This is a genomic window from Streptomyces sp. NPDC107581 (genome assembly GCF_055657175.1).
Map to the genome: position 1 here is coordinate 1 of NZ_JBVKBH010000040.1, position 18,441 is coordinate 18,441.

Here is an 18,441-nt window from a genome sequence, read left to right on the forward strand (position 1 = left end):
GCTTCGGACGCAGCGCACGGTCCGCTGCCTGCTGACGACGCACCACCCAACACCTCCATGCGTACGAGGTGTTGCGACGACCAGTTGAATCCGCCTTGCGAGCCGCGATCGCTGTGCAGAATGCACCCGTCGACGTCTCCACGCCGGGCCACGGCGTTCTCGAGAGCGGTCACGGCCAGGCGGGACTTCATCCGCGCGTCGATGGAATAGCCCACGATCCTGTTGCTGAACACATCCTTGATCGCACACAGATAAAGCTTCCCTTCGCCGGTGGCATGCTCGGTGATGTCTGTCAGCCACAACCGGTTCGGGCCGACCGCGCTGAAATCACGACGGACGAGATCGTCGTGCACCGGCGGGCCGGCCTTCCTGCCCCGGCCGCGCTTCTTCCCGAACACGCTCCACCAGCGATTGTCCCGGCAGATCCGCCAGGCGGTCCGGTCCGCCATACCGGCCCCGGCACTGCGTGCTTCATCGGCCAGGAACCGGTAGCCGAACTCCGGGTCCTCACGGTGGGCACCGAACAAGGCGTCCGCCCGATAGGCCTGCTCCAGCACGGTGTCGCCAACCGGCTTGTCGAGCCAGCGGTAGTAGGGCTGTCTGGCGAGCTTCAGCACCCGGCACGTCACCGTGACGGGCACCCCGTCTCCGGCCAGCTCCTTCACGAGCGGGTAGATCCTTTTCCCGGCAGATGCGCCTGCGACAGATAGGCCGCGGCCCGCCGCAGGACCTCGTTCTCCTGCTCCAGCAGCTTGATCCGCCGACGTGCTTCCCGCAGTTCCACGCCCTCCTGGCTGGACGTTCCCGGCTTGGTCCCGTCGTCGATATCCGCCCGGCGCATCCACTTCCACAACGTCATCGGATGGACCCCGAAGTCGGTGGCCACCTGCTCGACCGTCACACCGGGGCCGCGGTTCCTCGCGACCCGCACAACGTCCTGGCGGAACTCTTCCGGATAGGGCTTCGGCACAGCGACATCCTTCCCACCTGCCCGACAGGGCAAGCCAGTTCAGATGTCACCCGATCGTGCAGCAGACCCGCCGGATTGTGGTGGCGGTGGCATGCGGGCCGACGCTGCCAGATGCGCAAGCGTTCGTACGGCCCGCTGATCCCGCACCGGGCCGCCACCCGGACGGCGAACGCGGCCATGAGTAGGGGAGAACCCCGTCGTGGCTGGGGCGGTCGGCTCCGCGACTTTAGCCAGCCACTTTGGCGCGAGCCTCGAAGATCATGGCCCCAACGTCGTGCTTTAACGGGCAGGTCCACAGACTGCCCGACGCGCCGGAAGCTTACGGGGCCATGATCACTCGCGCCAAAGCAGCTCCCGGCCAAAGTCGCTCCGCCGACCGCGTGGTCAGTCATCCGCGCAGCGAGCCCTATCAGAGCCGACTGCTGACAAGCATCGCTGCTGGGATGGTGACGACTTGGAAGGATGCGATGGGCTGTTCCGCCACCGCTCGGCTGGGGAAAGTACGGAGTGTTCCGGCTGCCCAACCAAGTAGGAGCTGCCCGTGATCCCCAGCGTTGACATAGACGTCGACCCCTCGTTCCCTGCGGGTTTGGCCATGGGCTTGCCCAACGAGGAGGACGTAGACGAAGAGGGCTACGGCTACTTCCGCGGCGTCTGGACCATCGGGGAGGTGAGCCACGAGGAAGCAGTCAGCATGATCGAAGAGGAAAGGCGCCTGGTCACCCTCGTAGATCAGGCAAGCCGGACTCAGGACGAGTTCGAGGCGATGGCTAAGGCAGCAGAGGAGGGGGAACTCGACTACCTGCCAGCCGGCTACGCTGCAAAGCACCCAGACAGCGAGCTTGTTCGAGTCCTGGATGAGTATGCCGAGGACGGGTCACCCCTTGGCGCTCTCGAACTCGGCGTGGCAGGGCTGTCGTACGCCCTAACATCTCTCGGGTGCTTCACCGCGGCGAGCTGCCGTAGCCACTACTCAGACCGCTCATGGTCAGACCGTCCAGTGATCTTCTTCGCTGCCGAGCGCCCTACCGTCCATTGGCTCACTCCCCTGCTAAGCCAGAGCGGGTGCGGCTTCGCAGACGGCAGCGAGCGAGCGGACAGACTGCTGATCGTTGAAGCGCCCTCGGTCACGAACTTCATGGACCTGGCCAGCCGCATTATTCAGCAGGCCGAGCGGCAGGGGCCTGTCAAGCCGTCCGTTGATGTCTGACATCAACGACTGACACCACCAGGGACGCACGGAGCCGGACGGCAGCGGTCCCCAATGGCCATCGCACCATCGCGAGGCGGGAACTTCGCCGACGACCAGAGATCCGTGATCGACCTGAGGAGGATGAGGCTAGGCCTCAAGGCCTTGGCCATCTGAGGGCCCCAGCCTCCGAGTCAGCCGGCGCTCTCACACTCGACTCGGTCATTGAGACACCACCAACGGTTGTCGCCAGCGCACCCTATCGAAGCTCGGGATGCGCCAACCCTGCCCATCCTTCGTCAACTTCCCTTAACCTCCAGAGTAGTACCGCGCTGAGGGGGGACCGGAACACCACATGCAGGGACGTGTACGTGCTGAAGAGCGTCTCGATCCGTACGCCGAAGATCTCATCGAGTCGCTGCGCGCCTTTGGCTACGACCTACCGACGGCATTGGCCGACCTGGTAGACAACAGCATCGCTGCACGAGCCCAGAACGTACACATCTCATTCTGCTCAGACCCTGGCCAGACTTGGGTGGCCATCGTCGATGACGGCACCGGTATGAGCGAACCTGAGCTCCACGCGGCCATGAGGTTCGCACGCAACCCAAGGCACCAACGAGCCGATGGGGACCTAGGACGGTTCGGCTTGGGGCTCAAGACAGCATCCCTCTCTCAAGCACGAATGCTCACCGTCCTGTCCCGAAACGCTGCTGGCTCACTCGCGGCGAGAACCTGGGACATTGACTACATAGCAGAGCGCAAGGAATGGCTCGTACTCACACAGCCTGATCGTGAAGTTCTCCGCATCGCCGATCAAGTCGGATTCACTGGGCAGGGTACGGCAATCGTCTGGAGGAAGACAGACAAGCTCGGAGACGGCAAGACACTGTCCCGAAGGGTCTCGGAAACTGGACGCGAACTCGCCCTCACTTTTCACCGCTTCCTAGCATCGGGGCGCCTCAACTTGCAAATAGGCCGCCAAGTACTCGCCCCTTTGGATCCATACCTTAGACGCCACCCCGCTACACAGGATCGGGGGGTTGAAGAGCTTGCAGCCTCCGGACACTCCATACAAGTTAACCCAGTGGTTTTGCCTCACCCCTCCAGGCTAACGAAGAAAGAGACAAGCCTGGTTTCCGGCCCCGGCGGCATGCTCGCACGCCAAGGATTCTATGTATACCGCGGAGATCGGCTGGTCGTAGCTGGAAGCTGGTTGGGTCTTGCAGGAATGCATAAGTCGGCGCCGACTCGACTGGCCCGGCTGGCCCTTGAAATCCCTCCAGGAGTCGACCTCACTTGGGCAGTGGACGTGAGGAAGTCGACTGTGCACCCTCCGGTTCAGCTTGAACCAAGATTGATCGAGCTTGCCCAAGATGTACGAGCCAGATCCGAAAAAGTGTTCACCCACCGTGGTGCTCCCACTCGTAGTCACGGTAAGCGCAGTCGCGTCGAGCCTGTATGGCATCAGGTCCGCAGACTCGGCCAGTCAGACTACTCCATCAATAGAGAACACCCACTCGTCGCCGCAGCATTTGCGAGCCCCTCTGACAAAGCGATAGAAGGGGCACTTCGACTGATCGAGACCACGCTGCCCCGCGAGCTCATCGTTCAGGAAACAGTCAATCACGTTACTGAACATTCTCCGGAACAGGTAGAACCTGACGCGGAAGAAGTACTCGCCATGCTTCGGTCGCTGCTGACAGGACTCCCCTCAGACCCTGCAGATAGAACCGCTCTGGCGGATGCCCTGCTGAAAGCAGAGCCATTCTGCCGGCATCCGGGCCTTGTCAAAGACATCATCGAACAGGTTCCCTCCGAGGAGGCGTGAACAATGACGGATCTCACAGAATCCGCCCTGATCCTTGCAAGGCAGAAGGTCTTTGGCCTTGAGAAGCATGAACGCACACGTGAGCGTTTCAAAGAGCTCGCTCAAGGGGCGGCCACCATGCTTTCCGCGGCAGGGAGCGTGTCAGTAGACGAGGTTACCCGACGCCTGGAGGCAGAATTTGATGTCTGGGTCCCTCAGCCCATTGTAGTGAGCGACCCCGATGGCCACGTAGCGTGGTTGAAGGATAGGCGTCAGGACATTGAGTTCGTATATTGGAATCGCTACGCTGAATGGCTGAAGAAGGACTGGAAGCCGAGCACGGTGGAGGCTCTTGATGAGGCAACGGACCAGATCCTTGAACTTCTAGAGGATCCGGCACGCACCGGCGTTTGGAAAACCTATGGAATGGTCTACGGGCAGGTTCAATCCGGCAAAACGGCTAGTTACACAGGCTTGATATGCAAGGCTGCGGATGCCGGATACCAAGTCATTGTCGTCCTGACAAGCCAGCATGAGAGCCTCCGCCACCAAACCCAGGCGCGGCTTGACAAAGAATTCCTTGGCTTCAACAGCAAGCTGAGCCGGAACCCAGACGCCGACAGCTCTGTCATCATCGGAGTCGGAACTTTGGGGATGAAGAAGCCTACTATTTGCCAGCCTGTAACCACTCAGGTCAGCGACTTCACCGCAGCCCAGTTCCAAGGTACACCGGTCAATATAAACGAGGTAAGCATCCTCGTAGTCGCCAAGAAGAACGCCCGCATCCTTGGGAACCTCAAGGATTGGCTCGGTAATTTCTGCACGGAAGGTGAGGATCCTCGAAGCATCAAAAATATTCCACTCCTGCTTATCGATGACGAAGCCGACTATGCTTCCGTCGATACCAAGCGCCCGAAAAAGGGAAGCAGCCAAAGCGATCCCGACCATGACCCGACCGCGATCAACAAAGCAATCCGCGGACTGCTGGATCAGTTCGATAAGCGAGCCTACGTAGCATACACAGCCACCCCCTTCGCCAATATATTCATCCCGGACAAGACCAATCATCCCACTCACGGCGAAGACCTGTTCCCGAAGAACTTCCTCGTGGCTCTGGAACCTCCCTCTAATTATTGCGGTCCGGAAGTTGTATTCGGCCTTGAGGATCCATCGGCCGCCGAGATCCGCGAACCCCTGCCGATAACGCGCCCGGTGGATGACCACGAATACTGGCTACCCGATAGCCACAAGAAAGGTTATCGCCCTGGTAAGCAGCTACCGCCGTCACTCATAGAAGCGCTCGACGCTTTTGTGCTCGGAACTGCCGTGCGAAGGGTCCGTGCAAGGGACCATGACGTCGCCGGCGGACACAACACCATGTTGGTCCACGTCACTCGTTGGACAGATGTACAGGGAGAAGTTGCGCGTCAAATAGAAGATCACTTGCAGGGTATGTCTGCTGACTGGGGAGACTATGGGAAAGCAGGACGCGAACTACGTGAGCGGCTATTTACGCTCTGGGAGGATGACTTCTCCCCCACCCACGAAGAGATCGTCGGCCGAGATGACGTGAGTGCACTCGCCGGACCTCCAACCACATGGGAAGACGTGGAGGAGTTCATCCCGCTGATCCTGGACGAGGCGGCCGCCAATGTGAAACGGATTAACGGCACGGCCACCGACGTGTTGGAATATCAGTCGACCACACCGGTTACCGTAGTGGCAGTGGGAGGAGACAAGCTTTCTCGCGGCCTAACATTGGAAGGGCTGACGGTCTCCTACTATTTGCGAGCCTCCAAAACCTACGACACTCTCCTACAGATGGGGCGCTGGTTCGGATATAGGTCCGGATATCTGGATGTGACCCGCCTGTACACGACGACAGAGCTAGTCAATTACTACGTTCACATCACGCGAGCGAACCGTGAACTGATGGACCTCACTGCAGCCGTATCGCGGGCACGCCAGACACCTAAGCATGTAGGGCTTCGTGTACTCGATGGGCAGGGAAACCTCCAGGTCACCGCGGCAACCAAAATGCGCTCATCGCAGGTGATGACTGTCAGTCTCTCCGCTAGCAGAGCTGAGACGCTGGTGATGCGAACAGACAAGGACGCGCAGGCCCAGAATTACGGGCGTCTTGAACGGCTAATCGAGGCGATTGAGCCAGCCAATCCCGTATCTCAGGACAAGCTGGAAGGAGCCGGCCGGGGCTTCTTCCGCCAAGACATGCCGCCGCAGGCCGTCATAGACTTCCTCGAAGGTTTCCATGTATCCCCTCGAGTGCTCACTGCCAATCCAGAGAATTTGGTTCCCTACATCAAGAACCAAGTGGCCAAAGGCGAGCTTCTCCGCTGGACGGTAGCAATCACTGGTGGAGCCTCCACTATTCCCTTGAAAAAACTCGGCGTGCAGCTAGTAAAGCGGCGGACAATTACACACTCCAGGGTACTCGACGGTGAGTGCGAAGTCGGCGTGCTGGTTAGCCCCGCGCATGAGGCGATAGGCCTTACCTCAGACAAAGTGACTGAGGCATTCAACATGACGGTCCAGGATTTCCTTGAGAGCGGCAAAGGTCGAGAACCGAAGCGTGCGAGCGGGGAGTCATTGCGCAAGCTTCGCGACCCCGGCGAGGGTCTACTGTTGATTTACCCCATCGATCCCATCTCATCCGATATAGAAGTCTCGGATTCGAATGTTCCTATCGTAGGATACGCGGTCGTCTTCCCTCATTCCGACAAAGCGAAGAAGGTTCGATACCGCGTAAACCAGGTCTTCCTTGAAGGCCTTCGGAAGGCTATCGAAGAGGATGCTGAGGGCGACGAGTGATGGCCGTTAGCACACCGGAACAGCTCGAAGCGAGCTTCACGACAATTGAGCTCGAGGGCAGCAACCTCCCGGGCGCAATCCGCCGGCGTCTCATGCCGGAATCTTCGATCGACGTCTTCACCGAAGTTCGGTTCCCGAGCCGCGAGTGGGCCTTGATGGTCCGCAGTACCGAAGGCACCGAAGATCGAGACTTGATGCTTGCGTCCGGCCTGGTTTGCCGTATCAGGGGCGGGTCCGTCGAAGTTGTCGCCGACCCAGGAACCGACCGATTGCTGTTCTGCACACTCCTCGCTGATCTGGTCCGACAGCTTCAGATACATGCAACCCATCCCACCCTGGCTCTGGTCCGTCGCCTGAATGCATGGCGCAAGATGCTGGACAGAGGTCTATCTACCGGTCTCACACCCGAAGCACGAATGGGGCTGTTCGGCGAACTCCTTATTCTGCGGGAGATCTTGCTCCCAGCTATTGGCACCGCGGCAATCGCTGCGTGGGGAGGACCCTCGGGTGCTCCGAAGGATTTCACCCACTTCTCGACAGCGATCGAGGTTAAGACTGTGGGTCGAAGGGGTGCCAACCATTGTCAGATCAGCAGTGAAGGACAACTGGACACTGACGCGGCGACGAATCTCTTCCTCGTACATCAAGTCGTCTCAGTTTCACAGAGTGGTGTCTCGCTAATGGACATGGTCGATGAACTTCGTATGGATCCTCTCGTACAGCACGAACTGTCCCGCTTCGAAAACTGCTTGCTGGAAGCGGGATGGTTGGACAGCCACAGCCAGCAGTATGGGAACGATAGGTACGCGCTGAGTCGTCGGCAATGCTTTCATGTCGTGGACGGGTTCCCACGACTGACTTCCTCGGCATTGCCCTCCGGAGTGACCCGGGTAACGTACAACGTCGACCTGTCGGCGTGCGACGCATACAAAATTGATGAGGGCGCTGTGCGAGCTTCGGTCACACTAGCTGGAAAGACCAAGGAGTAGCCGATGGAGGAAATGCAGGAATTCTCCATCGCCCTGGAACAGGCGATTGAAGACTATCTTGGGCGGGAACCTGGGTGGCTAAGGCGAGACGCTTTCATTCGAGCAGCTGGCGACTACCTTGTAGAAGACGGAACACTTGAAGACTTGGAAGTTTGCTATTTCGCTCAACCCGTTGGACGCAGTCGCATGGAGGTCGCTGGCTACTCCGTCAGCGATGACGGACGCGTATTGGACCTCGTATCAGTGTATTACGGGGAACATGGTCAGACCATCTCACGTGACCAGGTGAGGCGACGTCTTAACTGGACGAAGTTGTTTGCCACCGCTTGCCATGACGGACACCATCTACATATGGAGGAGTCGAGCCCTCAATTCGACATGGTGCAGGATATTCATTCGAGGTGGCAAGATTTCGGCAAGATCAGAATCTTTCTTCTAACTGACGGTCGGAGCACCCTACAGGACTTGCCTGCAGAGGAGCTCAACGGCCTACCCATAGTCCACAACCTGTGGGACATCGAGCGTCTCAGGCGGCTCGCCAGTTCGGGCCGTCAAGAGGAACCGATCTCAATCGACTTCGAAGAGTTCGGCGAACCGCTGCCATGCCTGCCAGCCCCTAGCTCGGAAGGGGACTACCAATGTGTACTCACCTTGATGCCAGGCAAATTGCTTGCAGACATGTACGAGCTCCACGGGTCCAAGCTGCTCCAGCGAAACGTCAGGGCATTCCTGCAAGCACGAGGCAAGGTCAATAAGGGAATAAACGAAACCATCCGAGAAAGTCCCGACCGATTCCTTGCCTACAACAACGGCATATCGGCTACGGCCACAGGGGCCATTTTTGAGCAGAGAGGGAGCGAGACCTACCTTCTTCACCTCAGCGACCTACAGATCGTCAATGGCGGGCAGACCACGGCCTCGCTCCACCATGCCGCTATCCGTGATGATGCCGACCTTAGTCAAATCCAGGTACCAACGAAAATCACTGTAGTGCAGCCCGAGCTGCTAGATCAGCTGGTCCCGAACATCTCGCGCTACGCCAACTCTCAGAACTCGATCAACGAGGCGGATTTTGAGGCTAATAGCCCGTTCCATGTCGAGCTCGAACGCGTTTCCCGAAGCGTTTGGGCGCCCGCGGTCGTTGGCTCTACCCGCCAAAGCCGGTGGTACTACGAGCGCGTGCGAGGGCAGTACAACGTAGATAGAGCCCGACGGCACACCGCTGCAAAACAGAGGTCGTTCGATGAAGAGTTCCCTCGCGGTCAGCGATTCTCTAAGACCGACGCGGCCAAGTACGACCTCACGTTTCGGCAGCTACCTCATGTCGTGAGTTTGGGGGCTCAGAAGTGTTTTCAGTGGTGGACACTGAATGTACTCGCGGAATCTACCACTGCTCCTGATGAAAAGTACTTCCAAGCACTCGTGGCAGAGAGGATTCTGTTCGAGCACGGGCGTGCAGAGATCAGGAAGTTGAACCCCGGTGCCGGATATTTGGCCAACGTCACGACCTATACGCTGGCTCGACTTGCCGCGGAGGTCGATTTGGACGATGCCCTAGCGACCGTGTGGAGGAGGCAAGGGCTTCCAGACAGCATCCGGCGAGCCGTGACTGAGCTGAGCCGGCCTGTGCGGCAAGTCCTCCTTGCCGCCCCCGGCTCAGGGAACGTCACCGAATGGTGTAAAAAGGAAGACTGCTGGAAGAGTGTGCTGGACATCTCTTGGGCCAGTCCGCTGGCCAAGGTTGCCACGCAGGTTGGGAAGTAGCCGATGTCCAGGCTGACGGCTCATGTATCCCGTGGCAGGGGCAGTGCCCAACGTCAGAGGCTGCGTCGTCCAGCTAGGTACGCACCTCTAGGGGGGGTGCCCGCTCCAACGAACAGCTGTGCACTTGGTGTTGAGCTGCGGCATCCTTCTGCTGTGTCACCTGCATGAAGGGCTTGTCTGGGGCAGCCGACTGTGTTGTCCTGGTGGTCGTCGTTGGAGCAATAAGAGGAGGCTTGGGTGTCGTTCTACGGGGTGAAGCTGCATCGCAGCGACGTACTCCAGCTCGACGAGCATCCTGACGCTTGTACCGAGGAGACCTTCGCCGCTTGGTGCAAAGGTCGGGCCAGCTCCGGAGCCCGTCTGGCCGTCGACCTCTTCTCCGGTGCCGGCGGCCTGAGTCTTGGTCTCGAACATGCGGGATGGACTGTCGCTGCCTCGGTCGACTCGGACCGGCGAGCCCGGGAGACACACCGGGCGAACTTCCCCGGGCTCGCTCTGGGAACGGACTTGGGTGACGCCGAACAGCGGAGCCGGCTCATCTCCTTGTTGCAACAGGCGCCTATCGATCTGATTGCAGGTGGCCCTCCTTGTCAGCCGTTCAGTCGCGCTGGCCGGAGCAAGATCAAGAGTCTGGTCGAGGCTGGCAAGCGTGACGAAAATGATCTACGCAAGGAGCTCTGGCGCGCCTACCTAGATGTCGTGCTCCAAGTTGGGCCTCGCGCGGTCCTCATGGAGAACGTCCCGGACATGGCACTCGGCGACGACTTCCACGTTGTTCGAACCATCGTTGAGGCTTTGGAGGAAGACGGCTACTTCACCGAAGTCCGCTTGGTCGACGCCTGGCAATATGGGGTCCCGCAGCATCGCAAGCGGTTGATCGTCCTGGCTCGCAACGACAGCGCTAACTTCACTTGGCCAGCTTCAACAGGCCCGGTCCATCTCAGGCAAGCCATTGGTGATCTCCCTGCACTCGACGAAGAGAAGCCCATGGGCGATCGCATGTTGCCATATGAGGTTTCGTCTGATCCGTCTGACTTCCTGACGCTCATGAGGAAGGAGGTTGATGATCCGGGCGTTATTTATGATCACATGACTCGGCCGGTGCGCGCCGACGACCTAGAGGTCTTCAAGCGCATGGACCACAAGACGCTGTACTCGGATATTCCCGAGCACCTTCGTCGCTACAAGGCCGATACTTTCGACGATAAGTACAAGCGTCTTCATTGGGACGATTACAGTCGCTCCATCACTGCCCATATCGCGAAAGACGGATACTGGTACATCCACCCAGAAGAGCACCGGACTCTCACTGTACGTGAAGCCGCACGGATTCAGACCTTCCCAGATGACTTTCGATTTTCGGGCACACGGAGCGATGCATTCCGGCAGATTGGAAACGCTGTGCCACCCCGTTTGGGGGAGGCGGCGGCCACTGCCTTGAAACCAGCTGATGCTGAGCAGCCCGGCCAGAATCAGTGGTTGGCGCTGCACCAGGCACTTGCGGCGTGGGGGCGCCGGCAGCGTAAGGGGAGGTCTTGGTTCCTCTATCCGGGGCCGCACGTCCAGCAAGCCGTCGCGCTCGTCGTTTCTATGCTAGGTGCCGAGCGCATAGGAGCACGTAACCTCGAGTGGGCTATCCAGCGTCTCAAGGACCGCCCCAAGCTGACTTCCAAAGAGCTTCAGCAACTCTATGCGGCCGTCGAAGACCCCAAAATGCTTCAGCGCGTGGAGCGGATTGAGGAGCTGACTTCGAAGCGCAACATTTGGCAAGACACTGACGAGCTTGCTGTCCAGCTCAAATTGAAGCCTGCAGAAACGGCCATGTTCAGGCTACTTATGGACGAGGATGTCATGCTGCCTCAGCAGGGACCATTGCGGGTCGCTGCAAGGGTGTTCGCGAGCAACTCGGACCGCACCAACAGGCTGACTGATGGTCGCATTGAATTGGCCCGGCTTATTGGTGGTGGGGTCGATGCGCCGGTCCGTATGGCCGCCTTGAGGCAGTTGGCGAACACGAACTGCCTTCCCAACGAACCTTATTGCGCCAGCTGTCCCCTGCAAGAGTGGTGCCGATCGGCTGAGGACCGCGGTGCTGGCGATCGGCTTTGCTGAGGCTCTTCTATCTCCGGGGCGGGCTGGCTGAAGCTGGCTCGTCAGGCCGGGGCTAGCTCGTCTGGTGCTGCGGACTATTCGTGGACGGAACCTAGGCATGCAGTGCGCACGGCCTCTCTGACCAGCAGAGATACTGCGCTCGCAAGCCCCCTCCGGAGCCGTGTGCGCAGGTTCGAATCCTGCCGGGGGCACTCGCCCGTCAGATACCCGCAAGCGTGATCTGACCAGGGTGGATGCCGACAGAAAAGGGCGGGAGTCAGTCTCACTGACTCCCGCCCTTTCTCACTGTCTCCCACTCGTTGTGCGTGAGGAGTGCGTGAGCCACGCACGGCTCACGGAGCGCCCTATATCCCCCATCCCATGGCCTGTTCAATCTTCCTGTTGTTCTCCTCCTCGCTGTTGTCCAGGCAGCCGGCGTAGTGACGATCGATGACCTCTGGGGACGTGCCCGCGCGGCGGGCCACCTCCGCCACGGGGAGTCCGGAGCGGAGCCAGTCCGTGATGCAGGTGGCGCGCCCGTCGTAGGGCTTCTGTGCCAGCGGCGACGCGACCTTGTGCGGCGGGAACGCGATCGGCCGGGCTTCCTGCCACACACGCCAATAGCTGGAGGTGCCCACCAGACCGCCCCGCTCGTTCTGGAAGAGTCGGCCGTCTGCCGCGGTACCGAACTCCTTCAGATGGGCCCGGAGCATCGCAACCAAGATGGGCGGAATGGGCACCGGCCGGTCCGTCTCCGGGTCCCTCATCTTCAGCCCCCGCCGATCGTGCCGTTCGCCGGAATCGGTCCACTTCTTACCTGAGACAGGGCGCGTCTCCCGGAGGGTGAGAACACCCCAGCCACTCTCAGGCAGGTAGCAGTCGGCCTCTCGTAGACCAACTACTTCCGCCGGCCGCATGGCGGCATAGAGTATGCAGCCGAAAAAAGCGACTAACCGCCTTCCTCGGTTGCGGTTCACCGACCCCACATAGGAGACGGCTGTCAGGAACTCCCGCCCCTGCACAGCATTCATGAGCACCCGGGGATCAATCGGCCCGCTCGCAGCCGTAGCGGTCCGCTCCAATCCTGCGATCGGGTTTTGGTCCAGATACCCTTTCTGAATCGCGTACGCCATAGCAGCATTGAAGCAACGCCGACGGCGTTTATAGGTGTCCTTGGCGGACAACTTGCCATCCAGCTTGTAGGCGAGTCGGTAGTGAACATCTTCGGCGATTCCTGATTCCCTCATGGCCGATAGACGAAGTGAATTCGCCGTGAGCCACTCGCAGGCCTTCTCCAGCTTCGGCGGAGGCGCTTGGCCATCATGCGCGGGAACAACGGCCCACCTCATCGCTTGCCGCACCAAGGGTAGTTCGGGAGCGTCGGCGCTCTCCCCCATCATCCCCAATGCGGCAGCCGCAAGACTGTCCGCGAACCCCTCTCGCGTCTTAGCCGCTGCCGTACGCCAACGACGTTTCATGAACTCCCGCGAGAAGTCCCACCAGGTGAGATCCTGTTTCTTCTCAGCCTGAGCGGTCGCCGCTGCTTCAGCTCGTCGGACCTCCGATTCGGGCAACCCTGATTCGACGTCGAACGCTTCGCCTCTACGCATGGCTTGCCGCAATTCCGAACGGCGGTTGTCAGCAAGCGTGAAGGTAGCAAACGACGCATAGCAGCGCTTACCGGCAACAACCCACCGGAGCTGATGCGGAGCGCTCTTGCTGTTTACCCTACTGATGCCCCATACGCGAACGTCATTGGAGTAGACGCGTTCCTTTGCACCCTCAGGGCGCTCACTTCCGTGAGCGCCCTGAGATGCGCCGGTCGTACCGTTGCTCACGCAGCTTCCTCCCGCTCCGTAAGCCAACGCTCATATTCCGATCGCCGGATTCGCACGTCACCGTTCGGGAGTTTGATCGAGCGAGGCGCCTTCCCGAGTTGCCGCCACCGGGAAAAGGTCGAAGGCGGAACCCTCAGGTCCGCAATGATCTCGTTTATGGTCATCTTCTCGTCCACCACGCGGGCGCTCATGCCTGCGTCCTCTCTTCTCTTGTGATGTGGAGCAAGGCGAGGGGCTCCCTCGGAAGTCCGCTACTTCCGCTACCGCCGCTACTGCGCAGGTCAGGGGCCTGTTGGAGGTAGCGGGAAGGGGTAGCGGTAGCGGCGGGGTAGCGGCTCGCGGTGACGTTTGCCGCTACCCCGTTGTTGCTGGTCAGGCCACGTTTTCCGTGCCGGGTAGCGGAGGTAGCGGACTTTCCAGGGGTGGGGGGCAGTAGCGGGCCCACGCGTCCCAGAGATCGGCGGCGTAGTAGCCCTTGAGGACACTTCCGGCGGTCTTGATGTTGCGGGAGGCGATGGGCTCGTTGTCGACCGTCATGTACTCGGCGAGCATCTTCGACAAGCGCCGGTTGTCGAGCGGCTTGCCATGGAGGTCGGCCCAGGGAGCGTCGTCCATGGCATTGAGCCGGTCCAGGATGGCTACCGTGGGCAGGCGATCGATGCCGACCATGACGTGATCGCGCAGGTCAGTCAGCAGTCGAACACCCAGGCTGCCCTTGTCGTTGGCCTTGGACGCGGTCACCAGCGTCACGCATGCCGCACGTGCTCGCTCGGGCCAGTCCCCGCCGGCCGCGTCGGCGATGGCGATCAGGGGTTCCCACACGTCCGCCGGTCGGTCACCCCGTCCGGCATGTCCGGCCACGCCCCCATGACGAACCCGCGTGCCCGCTCTGCCCACTGTGCGAGTCGGTCACGGAGCCTGTGCCCTTCCGCTTCGTGGATGCGGGCCCGGAAGGGTTCCACCTTCTCGTTCCTGGCCCGGCGGCGCATGCGGATGATGACCGAGCGGCTCAGGATCGTGTCGGGCAGCGAGCCGAGACCGGCGACCGCGACCGCGCAGTACGAAGGGAATGCCTGCACGGTCTGCTGGCCGCCATCACCGATGCACCGGTAGGTGACTCCGGTGCGGCGGTGTCCGGCGTTGAGGAATCCGCGCAGTTCCTCGTTGTCCCCCGCTTTGGGGCCGAAGACCGTGTCGATCTCATCAAACAGGATCGTCGGCTTGCCGTTGCCTGCGGAGACGGACCGGAACAGAGCGGCGGCGGAGGCGTTGACTGCGGTCATGGGCTGCGGCACGAGAGTTTCCACGATCTCCAGTGCCCGGGTCTTACCCGATCCCGGTTCGGGGGAGAGAAAGGCGATGCGGGGGGTGGAGTCGAAGCAGTCGAGCAGGTGGGCATGTGCGTCCCACAGGGCGACTGCGACGTACGCGGCGGCGGTGGGGAAGACGTTGAAGCGGCGGTGGAAGGCTTCCACCTCGTCGAGCAGCGCGGCCCCGTCAATGGTGAGGGTCATGCGGCGGCCCTTCCTTCCTGGGGGTTGCGGAGCGAGCAGGTGACGCGGTGGGCGGTGTGCGCGTTGATGAGCGCAGTCACGTGGGCGTGGCCGATGGCGCTGCGGTCCCGTCCGCACAGGCACTTGGACGTGGCCGTGGGCACGGCGCCGCGTGGTGCGCTGATGTGCAGCCACGCCACGGGGTACCGACCGTCCCCGGCGCGCGTCTTAGAGCGAAGAGCAGTTCGGACGCCCTTACGGGCGGCGCCTTTCGGCTCGCCTGCGGCCGTCGTGTCCACGGGTTGTGGAGCGGCATGCAGTCGGGGGATGGCGGGGGTGGGGCAGTCCAGGTGGGGGGAGTTGGGGCCGGTCATACGGCTTCCCGCGGTGTGGCGTGGGCGATGACCCAGTCCATGGCGCTGCGGATGGTGGTGCGGCACTCGGCCGGCGGCAGTCCGGTAGCCTCTCCCTCCGCCTGGATTGCCTGCTCGGCCGCGTGCCGGGAGAGGTGGCCCCACGCGACGAACCGGGCCACCTTGCAGGCGCTGTTGTGGAGGGTGTTGTTGCGGCCGTCGGGCCCGCCCTCGGTCGCTGCTGCGATGACGGCGCATTCGCGTTCCAGCGCGATCCGTGCGGCCCGGGTGCCGTCCCGCACGGCCGTGAGTTCCACGGGGGCGGGCTTGGGCTGCTCGGTGAGCAGCGTGCCCAGCCACGCCGGGAGCGGCGCCACGGGTGCGTTGTCGAATACCTCGTAGGCCCCATCGGGGGTGGTGCTGCCGGGGGCGACGACGTAGCCGCCCCACGCCCGGGTGTCGATGTGCGGGCCGAGCCGGTTCGCGCTGCACTTGAGCCGCACCCCGGTGGGGGCGGTGAAGTACAGGTGCTCCCCGCCACGCGCGGTCCGCACCCGGTAGGTGGCAGGAACAGTCTGCCCGGTGCGCTCGCAGAGCGCCGCAAAGGAAGTTGCGCCGTCAGGCGCTCCTTCTGGTTCTTCGGGCTTGCACACGTCCAGGTCGACCACGAGCAGCCCGGCCGGGCCGGTGGCGATGCCGACGTTGTACGGGCGCGTCGCCCACGCGGCGTGGATGAGGGCGGTGTCGGTGGTGGCGCGCTGCTCGGGCTTGCGGTGCCCGCCCGCGCACCGGCCGGTGCCGGGGCAGGCGCGTTCGGGGTGCCCGGCCGGCCGCTTGGCGTAGGGGCGCAGAGGGATGACGGGCCAGTAGCGTTCAGCGGCGGTGAGGGCGGAGGCGAGCAGCGGCACGCAGGTCGGATCGGCGGTGAGGATGGCGTTCATGCCGCCACCTCCCACGCGTGCGTGGTGGCCAGGTAGGAGCGGCCGATGAACGCGGTGTAGGTGGGCGGGATGGCCTCGGTCAGTTCCTCACGGACGTCCGTCCAGGTGATGCCCATGGCGTTTTGGAGATCCGGGATGGACGGCTTGCCGCCGCCGTTGCCGTAGGCGGCCACGTAGGGGCCGTCGTAGAAGCGGCCGTGCCGCCACCCGCGGACCCTGCCACGGTGCGGGACGTGCGCCGGCTGCTCGATGTGCCAGCCGCCCAACTCGAAGTTGCGGTGCCGGATGACGCCGAGCCCGAACATCTCGCCGCACAGGGTGAGGTCTTTGCGGATCTCGGCGCGGCCGTTGGGCTGCTCGATCACGTAGGGCAGGCCCGTGGCGTCGAGCAGGGCGCGGGTGGGTGCCACGAGGTCGACATGGCTGCCGCCCCAGCCCTGGGACCGGTTGGTGCCAACGGTCAAGGCGCACTTGTCCTGGCAGGGCGGGGAGGCGTGCACGAACGCGTACCGGCGGATCTCTCCGGAAGAGATGAGCGCGGCCAGGTACTCCAGCGCATCGCCCCGCTGGTAAGGGAAGGGGTAGTTCGGCCGGTCGGCAATGTCACAGCCGTCCACGGCGAATCCCGCGTCCTCATAGCCCTTGCTGGCCCCGCCGGCGCAGGAGAACAGGTCTAACAGCCGAGGCCGATGGGCGAATGCTCGCCGGATGGTGGTGGGTTGGGTCATGCTGGGAGACCTCCACAGGTCATTTGGATGGCAGGTGGACAAGGGCGGCCCCGCGTTCTTTGGCGAGAGGTGGGGGCCGCCCTTGGCGTAGCTAGTGGTCGTTGGCCCACCGGGCGTACTGCTGACGGACGTAAGCCCGCGGGTTGCAGCCGACGACATCGCCGTCCAGGGCCATCAGGTGGCAGGCGACGTCGAACGCTTCGCGGGTGCTGGCCCTGTGGCCGGGAGTCATGCCGGAGGCCATGCGATCAGTGAGCGCGGCGCGGCGCAGCCACCACTCACGCCCCTGCTCCTCGGCGGCCCGGAGCCATGCCAGTTCGCGGCCGGCGTCAGGCGCGGTGGCGTAGGCCTCGGTGCGGCCGGGCCACTCGTCAGGGGTGTTCGTCTGGGGTGCTTGCTTGTGGTCGGCGCGGAGGTAGAGGCGGTTCTTCTCGCCGTCGCGGCTGGGGCAGACGGTCACGTTCCCAGCGTTGAACGCGCTGTCGAGCGTGGCGACAACGTGATCGGTGTCGGCGGGGTCGCAGATGATTCGGATCTCGAACACGCGGGCCTCTTTACGGGTTGGGGATGGCGTGGACGACGGCGGCGGCGAGGGTGTTGATGGGTCCGGCCGCGCCGGTGGAGGCGAGGAAGAACCCGAACATCACGGCGATGAACGCGGCGCCGGCAGTGAGGCTGTGGGAGCGCAGCAGGAAGAAGAGGACAAGTCCGAAGAGGGCGACGAGGGAGACGGTCACTGCCATGGGGTGGACCTCCGGTCGGGGTCGTGGCGGTGGTGGTGTCGGGTGCCGGCGTGGTGGATGTCGCGTCCGGTGTTGAGCAGGCGGCGGCCGATGCGGAGCCGGTAGCGCTGCCCGCGGCAGCGCCGGCACAGCTTGAGCGTGCGGCGGGCCTGGCGGATGCCGGTGCCGGAGCACTTCCGGCACGGCGCGAACGGCCGGACCGCACATAACACTGCGTAACCGCCGAGAGTCAGTAGGACGGCGAGGCTAGCGAGAGCCACGAGGGCTCACATCCCTTCCCGGGGCTGTTTCGGGGTGTTTCCGCAGATGGGCCGCTAGACGCTAGCTAGCTGATCAGCGGCCGTGCGGGGTGCTAGTGGGGGTGCTAGGCCTAGCGGGCGCGACTGCTAGGTCTAGCGCCTCTGCTCGGGCTAGGCGGCGGCCCGATCGGCGTTACGGCGTGTAATTGCGGCGGTGATGTCGGCGCGCTTGATGCCGCGCCGGTTGGCGCCCTCGCCGTCGTCGGTGGTGCCCCAGACCTGTCCCGGCTTGATGCCCCAGGGCTTGAGGGCGGCGGTGACGTTCTCGCCCTGCCATCCGGCGTAGGTGTCGGGGCGGGCGGGTCTGCCGCACGATCGGGTGACATCTGAACTGGCTTGCCCTGAGGGGCGGGTGGGAAGGATGTCGCTGTGCCCAAGCCCTATCCGGAAGAGTTCCGCCAGGA

The 18,441-nt window shown here is 62.5% G+C and carries 15 protein-coding genes and 2 pseudogenes; 6 read left to right on the top strand and 11 right to left on the bottom strand.

Annotated features, from left to right (window positions below; translation table 11 throughout):
* A partial coding sequence (locus tag ACZ7P3_RS41950) for a DDE-type integrase/transposase/recombinase (RefSeq protein ID WP_472089952.1) occupies positions 1–665 on the bottom strand: 665 nt, incomplete at its 3' end.
* Positions 662–970 (bottom strand): transposase, encoded by a 309-nt coding sequence (locus ACZ7P3_RS41955; RefSeq protein ID WP_472089953.1) that lies wholly within the window; start codon positions 968–970, stop codon positions 662–664. The genes ACZ7P3_RS41955 and ACZ7P3_RS41950, both read right to left, overlap by 4 nt.
* 541 nt (positions 971–1,511) lie before the next feature.
* Here ACZ7P3_RS41955 and ACZ7P3_RS41960 point away from each other — a divergent pair.
* The 6 genes from ACZ7P3_RS41960 to ACZ7P3_RS41985 all read left to right on the top strand — a co-directional run bounded on the left by ACZ7P3_RS41960 (position 1,512) and on the right by ACZ7P3_RS41985 (position 11,663).
* Positions 1,512–2,180 (top strand): hypothetical protein, encoded by a 669-nt coding sequence (locus ACZ7P3_RS41960; protein WP_472089954.1) that lies wholly within the window; start codon positions 1,512–1,514, stop codon positions 2,178–2,180.
* A gap of 334 nt (positions 2,181–2,514) precedes the next feature.
* The gene (locus ACZ7P3_RS41965) at positions 2,515–3,990 is read left to right on the top strand and encodes an ATP-binding protein (protein WP_472089955.1); all 1,476 of its coding nucleotides are present in this window, start codon (positions 2,515–2,517) and stop codon (positions 3,988–3,990) included.
* Positions 3,991–3,993: 3 nt separating this feature from the next.
* On the top strand, positions 3,994–6,798 hold the full coding sequence (locus ACZ7P3_RS41970; protein ID WP_472089956.1) for a Z1 domain-containing protein: 2,805 nt from the start codon (positions 3,994–3,996) through the stop codon (positions 6,796–6,798).
* Complete coding sequence (locus ACZ7P3_RS41975) at positions 6,798–7,787, top strand: PD-(D/E)XK motif protein (protein ID WP_472089957.1); 990 nt, start codon at positions 6,798–6,800, stop codon at positions 7,785–7,787. Before ACZ7P3_RS41970 ends, ACZ7P3_RS41975 begins: the two co-directional genes overlap by 1 nt.
* Positions 7,788–7,790: 3 nt before the next feature.
* Positions 7,791–9,551 carry an AIPR family protein gene (locus ACZ7P3_RS41980; RefSeq protein WP_472089958.1) on the top strand — a complete coding sequence of 587 codons (1,761 nt, stop codon included), beginning with the start codon at positions 7,791–7,793 and terminating at the stop codon, positions 9,549–9,551.
* Positions 9,552–9,788: 237 nt separating this feature from the next.
* Positions 9,789–11,663: a DNA cytosine methyltransferase gene (locus ACZ7P3_RS41985; protein ID WP_472089959.1), complete on the top strand. Its 1,875-nt coding sequence runs from the start codon at positions 9,789–9,791 to the stop codon at positions 11,661–11,663.
* 344 nt (positions 11,664–12,007) lie between these two features.
* Here the strand turns inward: ACZ7P3_RS41985 and ACZ7P3_RS41990 are convergent, their stop codons facing one another.
* The 9 genes and pseudogenes from ACZ7P3_RS41990 to ACZ7P3_RS42030 all read right to left on the bottom strand — a co-directional run.
* Complete coding sequence (locus ACZ7P3_RS41990) at positions 12,008–13,480, bottom strand: tyrosine-type recombinase/integrase (protein ID WP_472089960.1); 1,473 nt, start codon at positions 13,478–13,480, stop codon at positions 12,008–12,010.
* The gene (locus tag ACZ7P3_RS41995) at positions 13,477–13,671 is read right to left on the bottom strand and encodes a helix-turn-helix transcriptional regulator (RefSeq protein ID WP_472089961.1); all 195 of its coding nucleotides are present in this window, start codon (positions 13,669–13,671) and stop codon (positions 13,477–13,479) included. The genes ACZ7P3_RS41990 and ACZ7P3_RS41995 overlap by 4 nt, the downstream gene beginning before the upstream one ends.
* A gap of 181 nt (positions 13,672–13,852) precedes the next feature.
* Positions 13,853–14,994, bottom strand: a pseudogene (locus ACZ7P3_RS42000) (DUF3631 domain-containing protein).
* Positions 14,991–15,173 (bottom strand): hypothetical protein, encoded by a 183-nt coding sequence (locus ACZ7P3_RS42005; RefSeq protein WP_472089962.1) that lies wholly within the window; start codon positions 15,171–15,173, stop codon positions 14,991–14,993. Before ACZ7P3_RS42005 ends, ACZ7P3_RS42000 begins: the two are co-directional and overlap by 4 nt.
* Before the next feature lie 170 nt (positions 15,174–15,343).
* Positions 15,344–16,267: a bifunctional DNA primase/polymerase gene (locus ACZ7P3_RS42010; RefSeq protein ID WP_472089963.1), complete on the bottom strand. Its 924-nt coding sequence runs from the start codon at positions 16,265–16,267 to the stop codon at positions 15,344–15,346.
* Positions 16,264–16,995: a DNA methylase gene (locus tag ACZ7P3_RS42015; RefSeq protein ID WP_472089964.1), complete on the bottom strand. Its 732-nt coding sequence runs from the start codon at positions 16,993–16,995 to the stop codon at positions 16,264–16,266. The genes ACZ7P3_RS42010 and ACZ7P3_RS42015 overlap by 4 nt, the downstream gene beginning before the upstream one ends.
* Positions 16,996–17,086: 91 nt before the next feature.
* The gene (locus tag ACZ7P3_RS42020; protein ID WP_472089965.1) at positions 17,087–17,539 is read right to left on the bottom strand and encodes a hypothetical protein; all 453 of its coding nucleotides are present in this window, start codon (positions 17,537–17,539) and stop codon (positions 17,087–17,089) included.
* Between the two features lie 10 nt (positions 17,540–17,549).
* Positions 17,550–17,738, bottom strand: coding sequence for a hypothetical protein (locus ACZ7P3_RS42025; RefSeq protein WP_472089966.1), 189 nt, complete (start codon positions 17,736–17,738; stop codon positions 17,550–17,552).
* A gap of 410 nt (positions 17,739–18,148) precedes the next feature.
* Positions 18,149–18,441: pseudogene (locus tag ACZ7P3_RS42030) on the bottom strand (cell division protein FtsK); the annotation flags it as partial.